Origin of the sequence: Yersinia sp. 2466 StPb PI (assembly GCF_041538325.1) — a bacterium.
In the GTDB taxonomy this organism is placed as follows: Bacteria; Pseudomonadota; Gammaproteobacteria; order Enterobacterales; family Enterobacteriaceae; genus Yersinia; species Yersinia enterocolitica_E.
The window spans coordinates 4,547,744-4,565,228 of the sequence record NZ_JAULSL010000001.1 but is presented as its reverse complement, the minus strand read 5'-3'; the positions used below and the strand labels follow the sequence as shown (position 1 = coordinate 4,565,228).

Here is a 17,485-nt window from a genome sequence, read left to right as displayed (position 1 = left end):
AATTCACAGTGGAATGGTGGCAAAATACCCGCATACTCGGCGATTTAGCTATTTTCCCTTACCCGATAAACGGTGCCTATGGACGTTTCTGATCTGCTCGACAGCCTGAATGAAAAACAACGCGAAGCCGTGGCTGCGCCACGCTGCAACCTGTTGGTCCTGGCCGGTGCAGGCAGTGGCAAAACCCGGGTGCTGGTTCATCGCATTGCCTGGTTGTTATCAGTAGAAAATGCGTCTCCGTACTCAATTATCGCAGTGACGTTCACCAATAAAGCGGCGGCCGAAATGCGCCACCGTATTGAACACTTGATTGGCACCAGTCAGGGCGGAATGTGGATTGGGACTTTCCATGGGTTGGCGCACCGCTTGCTGCGCGCTCACCATATGGATGCTAACTTGCCGCAGGATTTTCAGATTCTCGACAGCGACGACCAGCTACGGTTATTAAAACGTTTGGTTAAAGCACTGAATTTAGATGATAAACAATGGCCACCGCGTCAGGCGATGTGGTACATCAACGGCAAAAAAGACGAAGGATTACGGCCACAGCATATTGAGAGCTATGGCAATCCGGTTGAAGCCACCTGGCTGCGTATCTATCAGGCGTATCAGGAAGCTTGTGACCGCGCCGGTCTGGTAGATTTTGCCGAGCTGTTGCTGCGAGCACACGAATTGTGGCTAAACAAACCCCATATTCTTAATCATTATCGTGAACGCTTCACCAACATTTTGGTGGATGAGTTTCAGGATACCAACAATATCCAATACGCCTGGATCCGTCTGCTGGCAGGTGACCGTTCTAATGTGATGATTGTCGGTGACGATGACCAATCAATCTATGGCTGGCGTGGGGCGCAGGTGGAAAATATCCAGCGCTTCTTGAAAGATTTCCCCGGCGCTGAAACCATCCGGTTGGAGCAGAATTACCGTTCTACCAGCAATATTTTGACGGCAGCAAATACTCTGATTGCCAATAATGATGGCCGCATGGGGAAAAACCTGTGGACGGACGGTGCCGAAGGCGAACCGATCTCACTCTATTGCGCCTTTAACGAGCTGGATGAAGCGCGCTTTGTGGTTAACCGCATCAAAGCCTGGCAGGACAACGGTGGTGCTCTGAATGATTGTGCCATCTTGTATCGTAGCAACGCCCAATCGCGTGTTTTGGAAGAAGCACTATTGCAGACCGCGATGCCGTACCGTATTTATGGCGGTCAGCGCTTCTTCGAACGTCAAGAGATTAAAGATGCACTGGCTTATCTGCGGCTAATTTCCAACCGCAATGATGATGCGGCTTTTGAGCGAGTGGTCAATACACCTACTCGCGGTATTGGCGATCGCACCTTAGATGTGGTGCGCCAAACCGCCCGTGACCGTCAGCTAACGCTGTGGCAATCAACCCGTGCCATGTTGCAGGAAAAAGTGCTGGCAGGCCGTGCAGCCTCTGCGCTGCAACGGTTTGTTGAGCTGGTCGACTCCCTGGCTCATGAAACGGCGGATATGCCGTTGCATGTCCAAAGTGACCGAGTAATTCGTGATTCCGGTTTGTGGTCGATGTACGAACAGGAAAAAGGTGAAAAAGGTCAGGCGCGCGTTGAGAACCTTGAAGAGCTGGTCAATGCGACCCGCCAATACAGTTATCAGGATGAAGATCAGGACCTGATGCCACTACAGGCATTTTTGTCTCATGCAGCGCTGGAAGCGGGAGAGGGGCAGGCCGATGCTTATCAGGATGCAGTGCAATTAATGACTCTCCATTCCGCGAAAGGCTTAGAGTTCCCACAGGTGTTCATTGTGGGTATGGAAGAGGGGATGTTCCCGAGCCAGATGTCACTGGATGAAGGTGGCCGCTTGGAAGAAGAGCGCCGACTGGCCTATGTCGGGGTCACCCGCGCGATGCAGAAACTGACACTTTGCTATGCTGAGAGCCGCCGTCTGTACGGCAAAGAAGTGAATCATCGGCCATCCCGCTTTATCGGCGAACTGCCGCAGGAATGCGTCGAAGAAGTACGGCTACGTGCAACGGTTTCTCGCCCGGTTAACCACCGCAATATGGGGACGCCGATGAATGAAAATGACAGTGGTTTCTCACTGGGTCAGCGGGTGCGTCATCCTAAATTTGGTGAAGGTACCGTGGTTAATCTGGAAGGTAGCGGCGAACACAGCCGGTTGCAAATTGCTTTCCCCGGAGAGGGGATTAAGTGGTTGGTCGCGGCTTACGCCCGATTAGAAGCCGTATAAATTTACCCTGCGGTCTTGACGCCGCAGGGGTGTTAGCGGCTCTCACTTGACTGTGTAAGCTCATCGGGATGCGTTCATTTGCTGTCTTGCTGCAACGCCAATAACTTTGGGTAATTAATGTAGCCGCGGCATTAGCGGCTCTCATCCTGAGGCGCTTGCTTGGCATCGGTTTCAGCCTGCAACAAAATCGCTTTCCCCATCCACTGCGTCACATCCTGAATACCCGCATCATCCAAATGCCAAATATCTTTCAGCACCATAAACACTTCTGAGCCATAGATTAACGAGAAAGCATAGATCACCCGTTGCAAGGCCTCCGGTGACAACTTCCCTTCCAGCGGCTCGACAGCCAGCTTCAATAACCGCTTACGGTTACCACGCACCAACTTTTCTTCACTGTTAGGATTGCTGCGGTCAGCCGCCCATTGTTGCAATGACAGATGCAGCGCGGCACGAAGTACACCTTCGTGTTGCAACATGCGTGGATAAGCAAAAGAGAGTAGTTCTGCAATGCGTTGCCGAGCATCTGGTTGGGTAGGCTGCCATGCCAATATCGGCCCAAGGCTTTCATCGACCATGGCAGAAACCAACGCACTTTGCGTCGGGAAATAACGATAAGCCGTAGCGCGCGAGAGTTGCGCCGCATTTGCTACGTCTGTTATCGACGGAAATGTCCCTTGTTCATACATCGACATCGCCGTATCGATCAGTAACCGTCGGGTTCTGGCTTTGATGGTGGTCAGTGATGGAGAGACGCGCTCCTGTTTATCCTGATTATGCACGGTCACTCCATGGTCAATAACGAGTATCTGCGCTCACTATAACAAACCGACCGCACAAATCGCCATGAATGCATTTCACCTGCAAACTAATTTTGAGACTCTAGTCTCAAAAATCAGCAGTATCCTTTGCGAAAATGATACTCTAGTCTCAATATGATTCTATCTTAACCAACTCGCTTCGTTGTTCGGCTGTAAGTAGAAAATAAACTTCCAATAAAAAGAAGTGAGCTACACGCGCATTCATAGAAGGATGTTCAGATGCCTCGTCATATTTTTATCGCGACTACCACAGATACCAAAGGCGAAGAGCTGACATATGTCAGTGAATTGATTAAAGCAACCGGGCTAACAACGGTCACGGTGGATTTATCGACTAAAGAAGGACAACGAGCCAGTGGCGCAGATATCTCTGCCGAGACAGTAGCGGGCCATCACCCCGATGGGCGTCAGGCGGTGTTCTGTGGTGATAGGGGGCGGGCGATAAGTGCAATGGCCGTCGCTTTTGAGCGTTTTATTGCCAGCCGTGATGATGTGGCCGCGTTATTAGGTCTGGGAGGTTCCGGCGGCACCGCGCTGATTACACCGGCGATGCAAAGCTTACCGATTGGTATTCCTAAACTGATGGTATCTACCATGGCTTCTGGTGATGTTTCAGGTTACATCGGTGCCAGTGATATCGCCATGATGTATTCCGTCACCGATATTGCCGGGCTTAACCGCATTTCTCGTCGTGTACTGAGTAATGCCGCTCACCAGATTGCCGGAGCAGTCTATTTCGCCAAAGAAGAGTTACTGGTTGATGATAAACCGGCGCTGGGCTTGACCATGTTTGGTGTGACAACTCCCTGTATTCAGGCCGTCAGTGCCGCATTATCAGACGAATATGACTGTTTGGTGTTCCACGCCACAGGTAGCGGCGGCAAAGCTATGGAAAAACTGGCCGAAAGTGGATTGCTGGCGGGGGCACTTGATCTGACCACCACCGAGGTCTGCGACCTGTTATTTGACGGGGTATTGGCCTGTGGGCCGGAACGCTTCGATGCTATTGCTCACAGCAACATCCCGTATGTCGGCTCTTGCGGTGCATTGGATATGGTCAACTTCGGCAGCCCGGCAACTATTCCGGCTAAATATGCCGATCGCTTGTTCTATAAACATAACGCCCAAGTGACACTGATGCGCACCACCGAGCAAGAGAATATTCAAATGGCACGCTGGATTGGTGAAAAGCTCAATCGTTGTCAGGGTGAAGTGCGCTTCTTAATTCCAGCCGGCGGATTCTCAGCATTGGATGCGCCGGGCCAGCCATTCTGGGATGAAAAAGCGTTGAAAGCCTTTATTGATACGCTGGAAGAGACCGTCATTCAAACTGATAAACGCCGCTTAGTGCACTATCCGTTCAACATCAATGACCCAGAATTTGCCCAGGCCGCAGTAGAAAACTTTAAAGAAATAACAAAGAGCCCATCCCATTAGGGCCATTTTATTCGTGGAGAGATATATGCCAAAATTTCAACGCCAGGCCATTTTAGCCAAATTTCGGGAAATGATTGCCCGCCGTGAGCCGATTATCGGTGGCGGTGCGGGCACAGGGCTGTCAGCTAAATGTGAAGAGGCTGGTGGAATTGATCTTATCGTTATCTATAACTCAGGCCGCTATCGTATGGCGGGGCGTGGGTCGCTGGCAGGTTTGCTGGCCTACGGGAATGCCAATGAAATCGTGGTCGATATGGCCAAAGAAGTGTTGCCGGTAGTCAAAAATACGCCAGTGCTGGCGGGAGTGAATGGTACTGACCCATTCTGTCAGTTCGATCACTTTTTGGACCAATTGAAAGCATTGGGTTTTTCTGGCGTGCAGAACTTCCCAACCGTTGGGTTAATTGACGGTAACTTCCGTGCCAATCTGGAAGAGACTGGCATGGGGTATGGCTTGGAAGTGGATATGATCCGCCTGGCTCACGAAAAAGATTTACTGACCACCCCATATGTTTTCAGTGCCGCCGATGCGGTTGCCATGACACAAGCGGGTGCTGACATTATTGTGCCACATATGGGGCTGACGACTGGCGGTAACATCGGTGCGGACACGGCACTGAAACTGGCGGACTGTGTGCCTCTGATTAATGACTGGGCTGCGGCGGCAAAAGCGGTACGTGAAGATATCATTGTGCTGTGTCACGGCGGGCCAATTTCCTCACCAGAAGATGCCCAATACATTATGGATAACTGCCCGCAATGTGACGGTTTTTATGGTGCCAGTTCGATGGAACGTCTGCCGACTGAAATTGCACTAACGGACACCACCAAACAGTTTAAAAATATAAAGCGTTGATATTTTGCCAATACCAAAGGGAAAGCCTGTTTTGTGAATTTTGCCGGTTTTTGGCTAAATGAAGATGCAGGATACACAAAACCGAAGTCGATGTTGGCTTCGGTTTTTTTTTGCTTTTTAGCCAGTTCATGCCAGATAGCTGCCGCCAAGATGTGTTATCGCCTGTTGTGTCTGTAACAACTAAAAATAAAGCTCACCTATTAACTACTTTTAACCGGTTGACAGTCTTTTTCTTCTCGGCGTAACATGCGCGCACTATTCTTGATGAGGACATTCGCCTTGGACACACCCAGTAGATACTGGCTCAATAACCTGTTCATATGGTGCAACTTCTAAGGCTATCCTCATATTTGCTGATAGCCTTCGTGGTTGTCAGCGGCCCCGCTAAGCCGTCGCTGTGAGTCAGATCTCCTTATGGTCTGAAACATAGAGTATTTATCAATACCTCGCTGTTTCTGTGCTTCAATGCGTTATCCCTATCCATCACCGCAAGGGAGTTTTGGCACATGCTGAGCGCATTTAAATTAAGTAACAATCGCTTATCCCGTTTGGAGCTGGATGAATCAGATGAGTCAGATGATCTGACCTCATCAATTTGGGTCGACTTAGTTGAACCGGAAGAAGGGGAGCGCGAACGCGTCCAGTCTGAGTTAGGGCAAAGCCTGGCGACCCGGCCAGAGTTGGACGACATCGAGGCTTCCGCCCGCTTCTTTGAAGATGAGGATGGCCTACATATCCACTCCTTCTTCTATTATGAAGATGCTGAAGACCATGCGGGTAACTCAACCGTGGCATTTACCATCCGTGATGGTCGCCTGTATACCCTGCGTGAGCGCGAGTTACCGGCTTTTCGTTTATATCGGATGCGGGCGCGTAACCAAACACTGGTTGATGGCAATGCCTATGAGCTGTTGCTGGATCTGTTCGAAACCAAAATTGAGCAGCTAGCCGATGAAATCGAAAACATTTATAGCGATTTGGAAGCCTTAAGTCGCGTCATTATGGAAGGGCAGCAAGGTGATGAATATGACGCCGCGTTGTCTACCTTAGCGGAACAGGAAGATATCGGCTGGAAAGTGCGCTTGTGTCTGATGGATACCCAGCGAGCACTGAATTTCTTGGTACGTAAAGCCCGCTTGCCGAGTGGTCAACTGGAGCAAGCCCGTGAGGTATTGCGCGATATTGAATCCCTATTGCCACACAATGAATCCCTGTTCCAGAAGGTTAACTTCCTGATGCAGGCAGCAATGGGCTTTATCAATATCGAGCAGAACCGGATTATCAAGATCTTCTCGGTGGTATCGGTGGTGTTCCTGCCGCCAACACTGGTGGCATCCAGCTACGGGATGAACTTTGAGTTTATGCCGGAATTGCGCTGGTCATTTGGCTATCCGGGCGCGATCAGTTTGATGATTATCGCGGGTTTAGCACCGTACTTGTATTTCAAACGCAAGAACTGGCTCTAACCTAACCTAACCTTCGCCCTTGAAGCTGCAGGGATGTTAGCTGCGTTCACGCACCCGAATCACTTGGACTGTGTAAGCTCATCGGGATGAGTTCACTGGCAGCCTACCTGCAACTTCAAGTTATTTGGTTACCAATATCATAACTCGATGAGTAACCGGGCATTTTTGTCGGCTTGCTATCTAGGCGCGGCGCTTACGTTGGGTGTAGAGCGCATCCAATGTGAACAGCAACAGTGCCGCCCAGATAAAGGCGAAAGTCACCATTTTATCGTTGCCAATGGTTTCGCCGTAGAAGGTTACCGCCAGAATAAACATCAACGTTGGCCCGAGGTATTGGAAAAAGCCCAATGTCGATAGTTTTAAGCGAGTGGCGGCGGCGGTGAAGAACAGTAGCGGGATAGTGGTAATCACCCCGGCTGCTGCCAATAACAGGTTAAGCGACCACGCATTGGTGCTCATGTGGCTGGTTGGGCTATCGGCAATAAAGAACAGATACACCGCTGCTATCGGCAATAGCCACATAGTTTCCACCAGCATGCCGGTTTGGGCATCTATCCCGAGTTTTTTACGAATCAGACCGTATAAAGCAAAGCTTATCGCGAGTCCCAGGGCGATTATCGGTAGCGAGCCAAACTGCCATAATTGAATCAATACCCCGCCGAACGCTAATGCCACCGCAACCCACTGCATGCGACGAAAGCGCTCACCCAGAAACAACATGCCGAATAACACATTTACTAGCGGGTTAATGAAATAGCCCAAACTGGCTTCCAGCATATGATTGTGGTTTACCGCCCAGATAAACAACAGCCAGTTACTGGCAATCAACACAGCAGTAACTGCTAGCAATAACAGGCGTTTGCCGTTTCTACAGGCACTGCGTACCTGTGGCCAATTGCGGCTAACAGTTAGCAGAATCAACATAAAGAAAAATGACCAGATAATCCGATGAGTCAAAATTTCATCAGCCGGCACCTGCTGGATGAGCTTGAAATAAGCTGGGGCAATACCCCAAATAAAATAGGCTGCCAGAGCAAATAAAATGCCCTGACGGGTTCGTTGTTTATCCATGGTGTAGCTCGGGACAAGAAAGGAGATGCGGTGAGTGTACTTAACTTCGCGTTACGAATCATCACCGCTGACGGGCAAATCAGCCAACCAGATAAGTTGCCGTTGCACTAGCGATATGCATTTGGCTTTCATTATGCAGCTCAACCCGGGCAACCGACACTTTATTGCCACTGCGTAAAATACTGCTGCTGGCAATAAAATGCTCGCCTCGGCCGGGGCGTAGATAGTCAACACGCAGATCGATAGTGCCCATTTTAGCCAGCTTCATTTGCAATTGTTCTTTAATGAGCGGTTCATGGCGTACCAGGCTATTCCCAACGCACACCAGTCCGGCAGCAACATCCAGCACTGCGGCAATAACGCCACCATGCAAAATTCGTTGTGCAATATTGCCAACTAACTTGTCATTATTATCGAAAGCAATCTCGGCGTAATCTTGCTCGAAACGGGTTAATCGCAGACCAAGCTCACGGTTAAATGGCATGTGATACACAAATACTTCGCCAATCACGCGGCGAGCATCCTCTAACGTTAAAGTTGTTACTGGCATTTTTCCCTATTCTCTTCTTGGTTGCCGATAAGCAATCATAGTGCAAGTTAACGAATTGTTTATTTTATGCTTCTGTTTTGTTGTTTTCCAGCCGTTAAGCCATAAATATAAACAACACTAATATCAGATAACATTTGTGTGTAGAATGAGCTGTTTTCATTACAAATAGAAATAATCCGTAAGGTGATGGGGGAATAATGGGAAGATTTTGGCGGATACTGATAGCGCTGTTACTGGTGCCAACGTTGGCACAGGCAGAAGCTGCAACGGTTGAGAAGATTCATGATGCACCTGAGGTGCGTGGTAGTATTATTGCGGCAATGTTGCAGGATCACGATAATCCGTTTCTGCTTTATCCATATGAAACAAACTATCTGTTATATACCTATACCAGTAATATCAATAAAGATGCTATCAGCTCTTATGATTGGGCTGAAAATGCCAAGAGGGATGAAGTTAAATTCCAACTGAGTTTAGGTTTCCCTATTTGGCGTGGTATTGCCGGTGATAACTCATTACTGGGTGCTTCTTATACGCAACGTTCTTGGTGGCAGGCATCCAATAGTGATGAGTCCTCGCCATTCCGCGAAACAAACTATGAACCGCAACTGTTCCTGGCATGGGCAACTGATTACGAGTTGGCGGGCTGGACTTTCCGTGAAGTAGAGTTTGGTTATAACCACCAGTCTAACGGTAAAGCGGATCCAACCTCACGTAGCTGGGATCGTGTATACACCCGTGTGATGGCACAGCGTGGCAATTTAGAAATTGACTTGAAGCCTTGGTATCGTCTGCCAGAAAGCGACGAGAAAGATGACAACCCGGATATCAATAAATACATGGGTTATTATCGTCTGAAAGTCGGTTATGCCTTGGGTGACAGTGTATTCAGCGTGGATGGCCATTATAACTGGAATACCGGTTACGGCGGCGCAGAAATGGGCTGGAGCTATCCTATCACCAAGCATGTTCGTTTCTATACCCAAGTGTTCAGTGGCTATGGTGAGTCAATGATTGACTATAACTTTAGGCAAACACGGGTGGGTGTGGGTATCATGTTAAACGATGTCCTTTAACGTCATCCGGCGTTAGAAAAGTTTCAGACACAGGCCGGTTAACCGGCCTGTGCAGATCTTATAGTTGGGGAAGAGTGTGTCGACCGCAGCAGTGATAAATAGGGAATTACTGGCAGTGCAGGTATTGCGAGATACTTTCGGCTATCAGCAATTCCGGCCCGGACAACAGGAAATTATCAACGCCACCCTATCAGGGCAAGACTGTCTGGTAGTGATGCCTACCGGTGGTGGTAAGTCCTTGTGTTATCAGATTCCGGCACTGGTGACGGATGGGTTGACGCTGGTAGTCTCTCCGTTGATCTCGCTCATGAAGGATCAGGTCGACCAACTGCTGGCCTACGGCGTTGGTGCGGGGTGCTTAAACTCGTCGCAAACGCGTGAACAACAGTTAGCCGTGATGGACGGTTGCCGTAGCGGTCAGATTAAGCTGCTGTATATTGCTCCAGAACGCTTGGTCATGGAGAGTTTCCTCGATCAATTGTATCAGTGGCGGCCAGCTTTATTGGCGGTGGATGAGGCGCACTGTATTTCTCAATGGGGTCATGATTTCCGCCCGGAATATCGTGCTCTAGGCCAGTTAAAGCAACGTTTCCCTGATTTACCGGTTATTGCGCTCACTGCCACGGCGGATGACGCGACGCGGGGGGATATTGTTCGTCTGCTTAATCTGGATCAGCCACTGATTCAAGTCAGCAGTTTTGACCGCCCCAATATCCGTTACACCTTGGTAGAGAAGTTCAAACCGCTCGATCAATTATGGCGTTTTGTGCAAGACCAACGCGGCAAAAGTGGCATTATCTATTGTAACAGCCGGGCAAAAGTGGAAGACACCACCGCCCGTTTGCAGAGCCGTGGCTTAAGTGTGGCGGCCTACCATGCCGGGCTGGATAACGAGCGTCGGGGACAGGTGCAGGAAGCATTCCAGCGCGATGATCTGCAAGTGGTGGTCGCGACCGTGGCCTTTGGTATGGGGATTAACAAACCCAACGTCCGCTTTGTGGTGCATTTTGATATCCCGCGCACTATCGAGTCTTATTATCAGGAAACCGGCCGTGCCGGGCGTGATGGCCTGCCTGCTGAAGCCATGTTGCTGTACGATCCGGCGGATATGGCGTGGTTACGTCGCTGTCTGGAAGAGAAACCAGCAGGGGCACAGCAAGATATTGAACGGCATAAATTAAATGCTATGGGCGCTTTTGCGGAGGCGCAGACTTGTCGTCGTCTGGTGCTGCTCAACTATTTTGGTGAGGGTAAACAGCAGTCGTGTGGTAACTGTGATATTTGCCTCGATCCGCCGAAGCGCTACGATGGGCTGGCTGATGCACAAAAAGCCCTCTCGTGTGTTTATCGTGTCGGACAGCGGTTTGGTCTGGGGTATATTGTCGAGGTACTGCGCGGGGCGAATAACCAGCGTATCCGTGAAATGGGTCATGACAAGTTATCAGTGTATGGGATTGGCCGCGAACAAAGCCACGAACACTGGGTCAGTATATTGCGCCAGCTTATCCATCTCGGGTTGCTGAGCCAAAATATCGCAATGTTTTCAGCGTTACAACTGACTGAGGCCGCTCGCCCGATTCTGCGTGCTGAATTGCCGTTACAATTGGCAGTGCCGCGTATTCAGAGCCTGAAAGTGCGCAGTAGCGCTAATCAAAAATCTTATGGCGGCAATTATGATCGCAAGTTGTTCGCCAAATTGCGCAAGTTGCGTAAATCTATCGCTGACGAAGGCAATATTCCGCCTTATGTGGTGTTTAACGATGCTACCTTGCTGGAGATGGCGGAACAGATGCCGATTACTGCCAGCGAGCTGTTGAGCGTCAATGGTGTTGGGCAACGCAAACTGGAGCGTTTTGGCGCGCCGTTTATGGCGATGATCCGCGACCATGTAGACAACAACGACGACTAACCGGTCGCCTTTCGCTAACGCCGCTGCGATTTTCGGTTCGCAGGGTATATGAGAATCTATCATGTTGATGCTATTCCTTACCGTTGCGCTGGTCCATCTGGTTGCATTAATGAGCCCAGGGCCGGATTTCTTTTTTGTCTCGCAAACTGCAGCCAGCCGTTCGCGCCGTGAGGCGATGATGGGGGTGGTCGGGATCTCGCTGGGAATTGTTATCTGGGCTGGTGTGGCGCTGATGGGGTTGAACCTTATCTTGCAGAAAATGGCGTGGTTACATCAGATTATTATGGTCGGTGGTGGGCTATATCTGTGCTGGATGGGGTGGCAACTGCTGAAATCTGCCCGAGCCAAACGTCATGGTAGCGAGGGGGAGGTTCAAGTTGCATTACCCGCCCGTGGTCGGACCTTCCTGCGCGGCTTCCTGACTAATCTATCGAACCCGAAAGCCGTTATCTATTTCGGCAGTGTGTTCTCACTATTTGTTGGCGATGACGTCAGTGCGGGTGCGCGCTGGGGCTTGTTTGTGCTGATTGTTGGTGAAACCTTCGTTTGGTTCACTATTGTCGCCTGCGTATTTGCCTTGCCGGTGATGCGCCGTGGCTATCAGCGTTTATCAAAATGGATTGATGGACTGGCGGGGGTACTGTTTGCCGGTTTTGGTATCCATTTGATCTTATCGCGCTAATTAATGCCCCAACTGGCAGATGATGCCGGTTGGGTAATCATTTGTTTGAATTAGCATTACACTTTTCTGGCGGTTGCCAATAACGCGCCTACCAGCATAAATAAGCCACCAAATATCCGGTTCAGTAATTTCATTTGTTGTGGTGATTTAATCCAGCCAGCAATTCGGGTAGCGAGGGTGGCGTAACCAATCATCACAATAATATCAACCACCACGCTGGTGGTGCCGAGAATCAGATATTGCGCCACTTGCGGTTGATGTGGCAGCACAAATTGTGGGAATAATGCCGCTAGAAAAACGATGCTTTTTGGGTTGGTAAGGTTAACAAACACCGCGCGTTTAAACAGTTTTCGCCGCGGCATACTGTTGGCTAGCGCATGCAGATCCAGCGCACCGGCAGCGCGCCATTGCTGAATCCCAAGCCAGATTAAGTAAGCCGCACCAAGCCATTTTAGTATTTCAAATGCCAGCAAGGATTGTGAAATCAGTGCACCCAACCCCACGCCAACTAATACAATGTGCACGGCTAATCCCAATTGCAGCCCGCAAATTGAGGCCACAACCCCGCGCGTACCGTGGCTGATGGCGGTGCTCATGGTGTTAATGGCCCCAGAACCAGGGGACAGGCTGAGGATCAATGTGGTCAGTAGATAGGTTAACCACCAGTCTAAGGTCATCGGCAAAGCTCCCTGAATGCATAAATTTATGCCACAATACTCTATTGCTAATAGTTGTGCTATGGCTCACAGAACGACTGGGTTTACCAGAATATCAGGTGTATTGAACATTGAGCAATTCCGGTCAAAGGATGTCATCAGTCATGATTTACAAGGTCATGCTATATCGAGCCACGCTATGCCGTTAGACAATAGCTGGTTAACGCGTGAAGAGCAGTTTGCTGCTTTTGTTAACGGGCCGCTGTTAGATTTTTGGCAACAGCGAGATGAGGATGAGTTTATCGGCGTCGATGATATTCCGATTCGCTATGTCCGCTTTCGTGCACCACAACACACTCGAGTGGTGGTGGTGGTGCCCGGCCGCATTGAAAGTTACGTTAAATATCCTGAAGTGGCTTATGATCTGTTTCAGCAAGGCTATGATGTGATAGTGCTGGATCATCGTGGGCAAGGGCGGTCGGGTCGCTTGCTTGAGGATGGTAACCGTGGTCATGTGATTAAGTTTGATGATTATATTGAGGATTTTGCGCAGTTAGTGCAGCGCGAAATAACTGATAGCCATTATCAGCAGCGATTTGCCCTGGCTCATTCAATGGGTGGTGCAATTCTAACGCGTTTTCTGGCCAGAGAACCGGATGTGTTTAATGCGGTAGCATTATGTGCTCCGATGTTTGGTATCCACTTACCGATGCCCGGCTGGTTGGCTCACCGCATTGTCGACTGGGCCGAAAGGCATCAAACGCTGCGCGACTATTATGCTATTGGTACCGGCCAGTGGCGGCCACTGCCCTATCTGGTCAATGTGTTAACCCATAGCCGTGAGCGATATCGCCGCTATTTACGCCAATATGCGGATACACCGGAAATACGTCTTGGTGGGCCAACCTATCATTGGATCCGAGAAAGTCTGCTGGTGGGCGAGCAAATTATCGCGCAAGCAGAAAAGATAACCACGCCGGTTCTATTATTACAAGCCAGTGAGGATCGGGTAGTACATAACCCGGCTCATGATGCTTTTTCTCAGGCAATGACTTTGGCAGGACACCCTTGCGAAGGGGGACAACCTAAGAGAGTTCAAGGTGCACGCCATGAGATCCTGTTCGAGCGGGACCAGCTTCGTGCCGAGGCGCTGAGCGCCATATTGCGCTTTTTCGCGCAACATCAATCATCAGTCGGCCATTATGGCTCCGACGCCACCAGAGGTTAGAACATACCGCTATGTATCATGTTGTTGCTTCCGATTTAGATGGCACCCTGCTATCACCTGATCATCTTTTAACGCCATATACTAAAGAAACACTCAAGTTGCTGACGCAGCGCGACGTGCATTTTGTGTTTGCCACTGGTCGCCATCATATCGATGTGGCACAAATCCGCGATAGCTTGGAAATCAGTGCCTTCATGATTACCTCCAACGGCGCACGGGTGCACAACACGGCGGGAGAGCTGATTTTTAGTCATAACCTTGATGCAGATATTGCGCGTGATTTGTACAATATTGAGCACAATAACCCGGATATCCTGACCAACGTCTACCTGAACGACGAATGGTTTATGAACCGTGAAAGCCCGGCACAGAAAGAATTTTTCCGTGAGTCGGTATTTAATTATCAGGTATTTGAACCTGCATTACTGCCAACCGATGGTGTGTGTAAGGTTTACTTCACCTGTGAAGATCATGACAAGTTGTTGATTTTAGAAGAAGCCATCAATGCACGTTGGGGCGATCGAGTTAATGTCAGTTTTTCTTTCCCAACCTGTCTGGAAGTGATGGGCGGCGGTGTCTCTAAGGGGCATGCGCTTGATCAAGTTGCCAAAATTATCGGTTATTCACTGAAAGAATGTATCGCTTTTGGTGATGGTATGAATGACCTGGAAATGCTGTCGATGTCTGGCAAAGGCTGCATCATGCGTGATGCGCATCAACGGCTAAAAGACATGTTACCGAATCTGGAAGTGATAGGTTCAAACGCCGATGATGCAGTACCACACTATTTGCGTAAGATGTTTTTAGGAACAGATAACTAACTGATTTACCGAAGTAAATTAAATTTTTCGTAAACGAAAAAGTGGCGCATTAAACATAATTGCGCCACTGGTTTATTCCGTTATCTCAGAGCATCAACTTACTGGTGTTGCCCCTGTTTTTGCAGGAACTGCACACCTTGATCCGGGAAGTCAGTAAACACCCCGTCAACCTGCGCTTGATTGTAGATAATATCGAATAGCTGATTGACGTTAGTCGCGTATTTCGGCAGCTTATCCGCACGGATGGTGTACGGGTGAACCATCATATTGTTGGCATGCGCATCTTTGACCATATTGGTCAGCTTGATGTTATCCGGCGTAGAGGTTTCAACCACCAGCATATGGTAGTCAGGGCCGATGCCATCGGCATACTGTGCTACTTGCTTCATCGCTCCTGGCTTGAACATCCAGTCGTAACTGTAATTGACCCATTTGCCATCAGGTTTCTGTTCGTAGGTTTCATTCCAGTCGGTATAAGCCACCAGTTGGACCAGTTTCAGGTCCATACCCATCTTCGGTTCCAGCTCGTTTTTGATGCGTTTTAATTCATTGGCATCAAAGCATTGCAGATAAACTTTATCGCCCTTGGTGGTGTAACCGTACTGTTTCAGTACTTCCAACACCTTGGTTGAGATGTCTTTCCCTTCTTGTTTATGGAACCACGGTGCTTTTATTTCTGGGTAAATCCCAACGTTTTTACCGGTCGAATGATTCAAACCTTGAACAAATTCAATCTCTTCCTGGAAGGTATGTACACGGAAGTCAGATTTGCCCATCGGGAAACGGCCCGGATAGCTCTGCACTTTCTTACCGTCTTTATCAATATCAAAGCCTTCGGTAAATTTCAGTGATTTAATTTCTGGTAGCGTAAAATCAATGGCGTAATAGCGGCCATCTTTGCGTGCGCGATCGGGGAAGCGCTCAGCCACATCGGTCACGCGATCCAGATAATGGTCGTGCAGAACCACCAACTCATTATCTTTGGTCATCACCAAATCTTGTTCAAGATAATCCGCACCTTGTGCGTAGGCCATGGCTTTAGCGGGCAGTGAATGCTCCGGCAGATAACCACTGGCACCACGATGTGCGATGACAACTTTGCTTGCCGACGGTTTGGTGACTACTGATGACTGCTCGGTGGCCTGAGCCATACCGGTAACTGAGGATGCCAGAATAATACTCGCCAACAGGGTTTTGATGTGGGTTTGCATTGATAGTGCTCCATTTATCAATCTCAGGGTATGAAAAAGGCTATGTCGCTATAAATCCATCAATAACGACACAGCCTGAAAAAACGTAACTAGATGAACTTATAAGCCCTGTTTTCTAGCCAGCTCTGCGTGATGCTTTTTCTCACTAAACATCACAACGATCAGTAACAGAACAGCCAAGATACTGCCGCCGATCATGACCATAAAGCCGCCGTCCCAACCGAAGTAGTCCACGGTATAACCGACGATGGCACTCGCTGCTACCGAGCCGCCCAGATAACCGAACAAGCCGGTGAAGCCCGCTGCGGTCCCTGCTGCTTTTTTCGGTGCTAATTCAAGCGCATGTAAGCCAATCAACATTACCGGGCCATAGATCAGGAAGCCGATGGTGATCATACAGGCCATATCGATACCTGGGTTACCGACCGGGTTCAGCCAGTAAATGATGGTAGCGATAGTCACCAGAGTCATAAAGAACACACCGGTGGCCCCGCGGTTACCTCTAAACACTTTGTCGGACATCCAACCGCACAACAGCGTCCCTGGAATACCAGCGTATTCATACAGGAAATAAGCCCATGAGGATTTATCCAGTGCGAAGTGTTTCACTTCTTTCAGGTAGGTCGGTGACCAGTCGAGGATGCCGTAACGCAGTAAATAAACAAAAACGTTAGCAATCGCGATGTACCACAACAGTTTGTTGGGCAATATGTATTGCATGAAGATCTGTTTAGCGGTCAGTTCTTCTTCTGCTTCTTCACTGTAGTCATCTGGATAGTCGTTTTTGTACTCTTCAATCGGCGGCAAGCCCACGGATTGAGGGGTATCACGCATCAGACCAAAGACAATCAATGCCACCAGAATGGCACCAAAAGCAGGCATGTAGAGTGCAGCTTTCCAGTCGTTAAACCACGCCATCCCCAGCAGGAACAGTAATGGTGGTAAGCCACCACCGACGTTATGGGCGCAGTTCCAGACTGACACGATACTGCCGCGTTCCTTCTTCGACCACCAGTGCACCATAGTACGGCCACATGGCGGCCAACCCATACCCTGGAACCAGCCACATAAGAACAGCAGCACGAACATCACGGCGATACTAGATGTTGCCCAAGGCACAAAGCCCATAAACAGCATCACGGCGGCGGCGAGAATCAAACCGGCAGAGAGGAATATCCGTGGGTTAGACCGGTCAGAAACCGAACCCATGATGAATTTTGAGAAACCGTAGGCAATAGAAATACCCGATAACGCGAAGCCCAGATCCCCGCGAGAGAACCCTTGTTCGATCAAATACGGCATGGCGAGAGTAAAGTTTTTACGCACCAGATAGTAGGCGGCGTAACCGAAAAAGATGCCCATAAAGATTTGCCAGCGTAGGCGGCGGTAGGTGGGATCAATCTGTTCTGCTGGAAGCCGGGCCTGATGCGGCGCGGGCTTAAAAATACTCAACATGAGTG

At 49.5% G+C, this 17,485-nt stretch carries 15 protein-coding genes; 9 read left to right on the top strand and 6 right to left on the bottom strand.

Features of this window, described 5'->3' with window-relative positions; genetic code table 11:
• The first annotated feature begins 78 nt into the window (after positions 1-78).
• Positions 79-2,241 carry a DNA helicase II gene (gene uvrD / locus Q2T72_RS20610; protein WP_050073972.1) on the top strand — a complete coding sequence of 721 codons (2,163 nt, stop codon included), beginning with the start codon at positions 79-81 and terminating at the stop codon, positions 2,239-2,241.
• A 131-nt stretch (positions 2,242-2,372) separates the two neighbouring features.
• On the opposite strand, the gene Q2T72_RS20605 is transcribed toward uvrD, so the two are convergent.
• Entirely contained in the window at positions 2,373-3,023 is a 651-nt protein-coding gene (locus tag Q2T72_RS20605) for a TetR/AcrR family transcriptional regulator (RefSeq protein ID WP_102970516.1), read from the bottom strand.
• 258 nt (positions 3,024-3,281) lie between these two features.
• Here Q2T72_RS20605 and Q2T72_RS20600 point away from each other — a divergent pair, with 258 nt between their 5' ends.
• From Q2T72_RS20600 to corA, 3 genes are all read left to right on the top strand, one after another.
• Entirely contained in the window at positions 3,282-4,499 is a 1,218-nt protein-coding gene (locus Q2T72_RS20600) for a Tm-1-like ATP-binding domain-containing protein (protein WP_083161915.1), read from the top strand.
• Between the two features lie 25 nt (positions 4,500-4,524).
• Positions 4,525-5,355 carry a phosphoenolpyruvate hydrolase family protein gene (locus Q2T72_RS20595; protein WP_083161917.1) on the top strand — a complete coding sequence of 277 codons (831 nt, stop codon included), beginning with the start codon at positions 4,525-4,527 and terminating at the stop codon, positions 5,353-5,355.
• Positions 5,356-5,861: 506 nt separating this feature from the next.
• Positions 5,862-6,821: a magnesium/cobalt transporter CorA gene (gene corA, locus Q2T72_RS20590; protein ID WP_005188027.1), complete on the top strand. Its 960-nt coding sequence runs from the start codon at positions 5,862-5,864 to the stop codon at positions 6,819-6,821.
• Between the two features lie 180 nt (positions 6,822-7,001).
• On the opposite strand, the gene rarD is transcribed toward corA, so the two are convergent.
• Positions 7,002-7,892 carry an EamA family transporter RarD gene (gene rarD / locus Q2T72_RS20585; RefSeq protein WP_083161919.1) on the bottom strand — a complete coding sequence of 297 codons (891 nt, stop codon included), beginning with the start codon at positions 7,890-7,892 and terminating at the stop codon, positions 7,002-7,004.
• A 79-nt stretch (positions 7,893-7,971) separates the two neighbouring features.
• Complete coding sequence (locus Q2T72_RS20580; RefSeq protein ID WP_372569755.1) at positions 7,972-8,442, bottom strand: thioesterase family protein; 471 nt, start codon at positions 8,440-8,442, stop codon at positions 7,972-7,974.
• Positions 8,443-8,639: 197 nt separating this feature from the next.
• On the opposite strand from Q2T72_RS20580, the gene pldA reads away from it, so the two are divergent.
• The 3 genes from pldA to rhtC all read left to right on the top strand — a co-directional run bounded on the left by pldA (position 8,640) and on the right by rhtC (position 12,109).
• Positions 8,640-9,518, top strand: a complete 879-nt coding sequence (gene pldA, locus Q2T72_RS20575; RefSeq protein WP_083161924.1) for a phospholipase A — start codon at positions 8,640-8,642, stop codon at positions 9,516-9,518.
• 76 nt (positions 9,519-9,594) lie between these two features.
• Entirely contained in the window at positions 9,595-11,427 is a 1,833-nt protein-coding gene (recQ, locus tag Q2T72_RS20570) for an ATP-dependent DNA helicase RecQ (RefSeq protein WP_083161926.1), read from the top strand.
• Positions 11,428-11,488: 61 nt separating this feature from the next.
• Positions 11,489-12,109 (top strand): threonine export protein RhtC, encoded by a 621-nt coding sequence (gene rhtC / locus Q2T72_RS20565; protein WP_372560063.1) that lies wholly within the window; start codon positions 11,489-11,491, stop codon positions 12,107-12,109.
• 56 nt (positions 12,110-12,165) lie between these two features.
• Here rhtC and rhtB read toward each other — a convergent pair whose 3' ends face one another.
• On the bottom strand, positions 12,166-12,786 hold the full coding sequence (gene rhtB, locus Q2T72_RS20560) for a homoserine/homoserine lactone efflux protein (protein WP_005188003.1): 621 nt from the start codon (positions 12,784-12,786) through the stop codon (positions 12,166-12,168).
• A gap of 178 nt (positions 12,787-12,964) precedes the next feature.
• Between rhtB and pldB the strand changes: the two genes are divergently transcribed.
• Positions 12,965-13,993 (top strand): lysophospholipase L2, encoded by a 1,029-nt coding sequence (pldB, locus tag Q2T72_RS20555; RefSeq protein ID WP_083164008.1) that lies wholly within the window; start codon positions 12,965-12,967, stop codon positions 13,991-13,993.
• Positions 13,994-14,004: 11 nt separating this feature from the next.
• Positions 14,005-14,814, top strand: a complete 810-nt coding sequence (gene yigL, locus Q2T72_RS20550; RefSeq protein WP_083161931.1) for a sugar/pyridoxal phosphate phosphatase YigL — start codon at positions 14,005-14,007, stop codon at positions 14,812-14,814.
• 98 nt (positions 14,815-14,912) lie between these two features.
• Here yigL and glpQ read toward each other — a convergent pair whose 3' ends face one another.
• Together glpQ and glpT are read right to left on the bottom strand one after the other, a co-directional pair.
• Positions 14,913-16,025, bottom strand: a complete 1,113-nt coding sequence (gene glpQ, locus Q2T72_RS20545) for a glycerophosphodiester phosphodiesterase (protein WP_372569754.1) — start codon at positions 16,023-16,025, stop codon at positions 14,913-14,915.
• 99 nt (positions 16,026-16,124) lie between these two features.
• Positions 16,125-17,480, bottom strand: a complete 1,356-nt coding sequence (gene glpT / locus Q2T72_RS20540; RefSeq protein ID WP_083161935.1) for a glycerol-3-phosphate transporter — start codon at positions 17,478-17,480, stop codon at positions 16,125-16,127.
• Positions 17,481-17,485 lie beyond the last annotated feature (5 nt).

What these genes read in the sequence shown, in the direction of transcription:
- yigL (WP_083161931.1), top strand. Translation starts at nt 14,005, where the DNA reads ATGTATCATGTTGTTGCTTCCGATTTAGATGGCACCCTGCTATCACCT.
- rhtB (WP_005188003.1), bottom strand. Translation starts at nt 12,786, where the DNA reads ATGACCTTAGACTGGTGGTTAACCTATCTACTGACCACATTGATCCTC.
- glpQ (WP_372569754.1), bottom strand. Translation starts at nt 16,025, where the DNA reads ATGCAAACCCACATCAAAACCCTGTTGGCGAGTATTATTCTGGCATCC.
- glpT (WP_083161935.1), bottom strand. Translation starts at nt 17,480, where the DNA reads ATGTTGAGTATTTTTAAGCCCGCGCCGCATCAGGCCCGGCTTCCAGCA.
- Q2T72_RS20600 (WP_083161915.1), top strand. Translation starts at nt 3,282, where the DNA reads ATGCCTCGTCATATTTTTATCGCGACTACCACAGATACCAAAGGCGAA.
- pldB (WP_083164008.1), top strand. Translation starts at nt 12,965, where the DNA reads ATGCCGTTAGACAATAGCTGGTTAACGCGTGAAGAGCAGTTTGCTGCT.
- corA (WP_005188027.1), top strand. Translation starts at nt 5,862, where the DNA reads ATGCTGAGCGCATTTAAATTAAGTAACAATCGCTTATCCCGTTTGGAG.
- Q2T72_RS20595 (WP_083161917.1), top strand. Translation starts at nt 4,525, where the DNA reads ATGCCAAAATTTCAACGCCAGGCCATTTTAGCCAAATTTCGGGAAATG.
- pldA (WP_083161924.1), top strand. Translation starts at nt 8,640, where the DNA reads ATGGGAAGATTTTGGCGGATACTGATAGCGCTGTTACTGGTGCCAACG.
- rhtC (WP_372560063.1), top strand. Translation starts at nt 11,489, where the DNA reads ATGTTGATGCTATTCCTTACCGTTGCGCTGGTCCATCTGGTTGCATTA.
- rarD (WP_083161919.1), bottom strand. Translation starts at nt 7,892, where the DNA reads ATGGATAAACAACGAACCCGTCAGGGCATTTTATTTGCTCTGGCAGCC.
- Q2T72_RS20580 (WP_372569755.1), bottom strand. Translation starts at nt 8,442, where the DNA reads ATGCCAGTAACAACTTTAACGTTAGAGGATGCTCGCCGCGTGATTGGC.
- uvrD (WP_050073972.1), top strand. Translation starts at nt 79, where the DNA reads ATGGACGTTTCTGATCTGCTCGACAGCCTGAATGAAAAACAACGCGAA.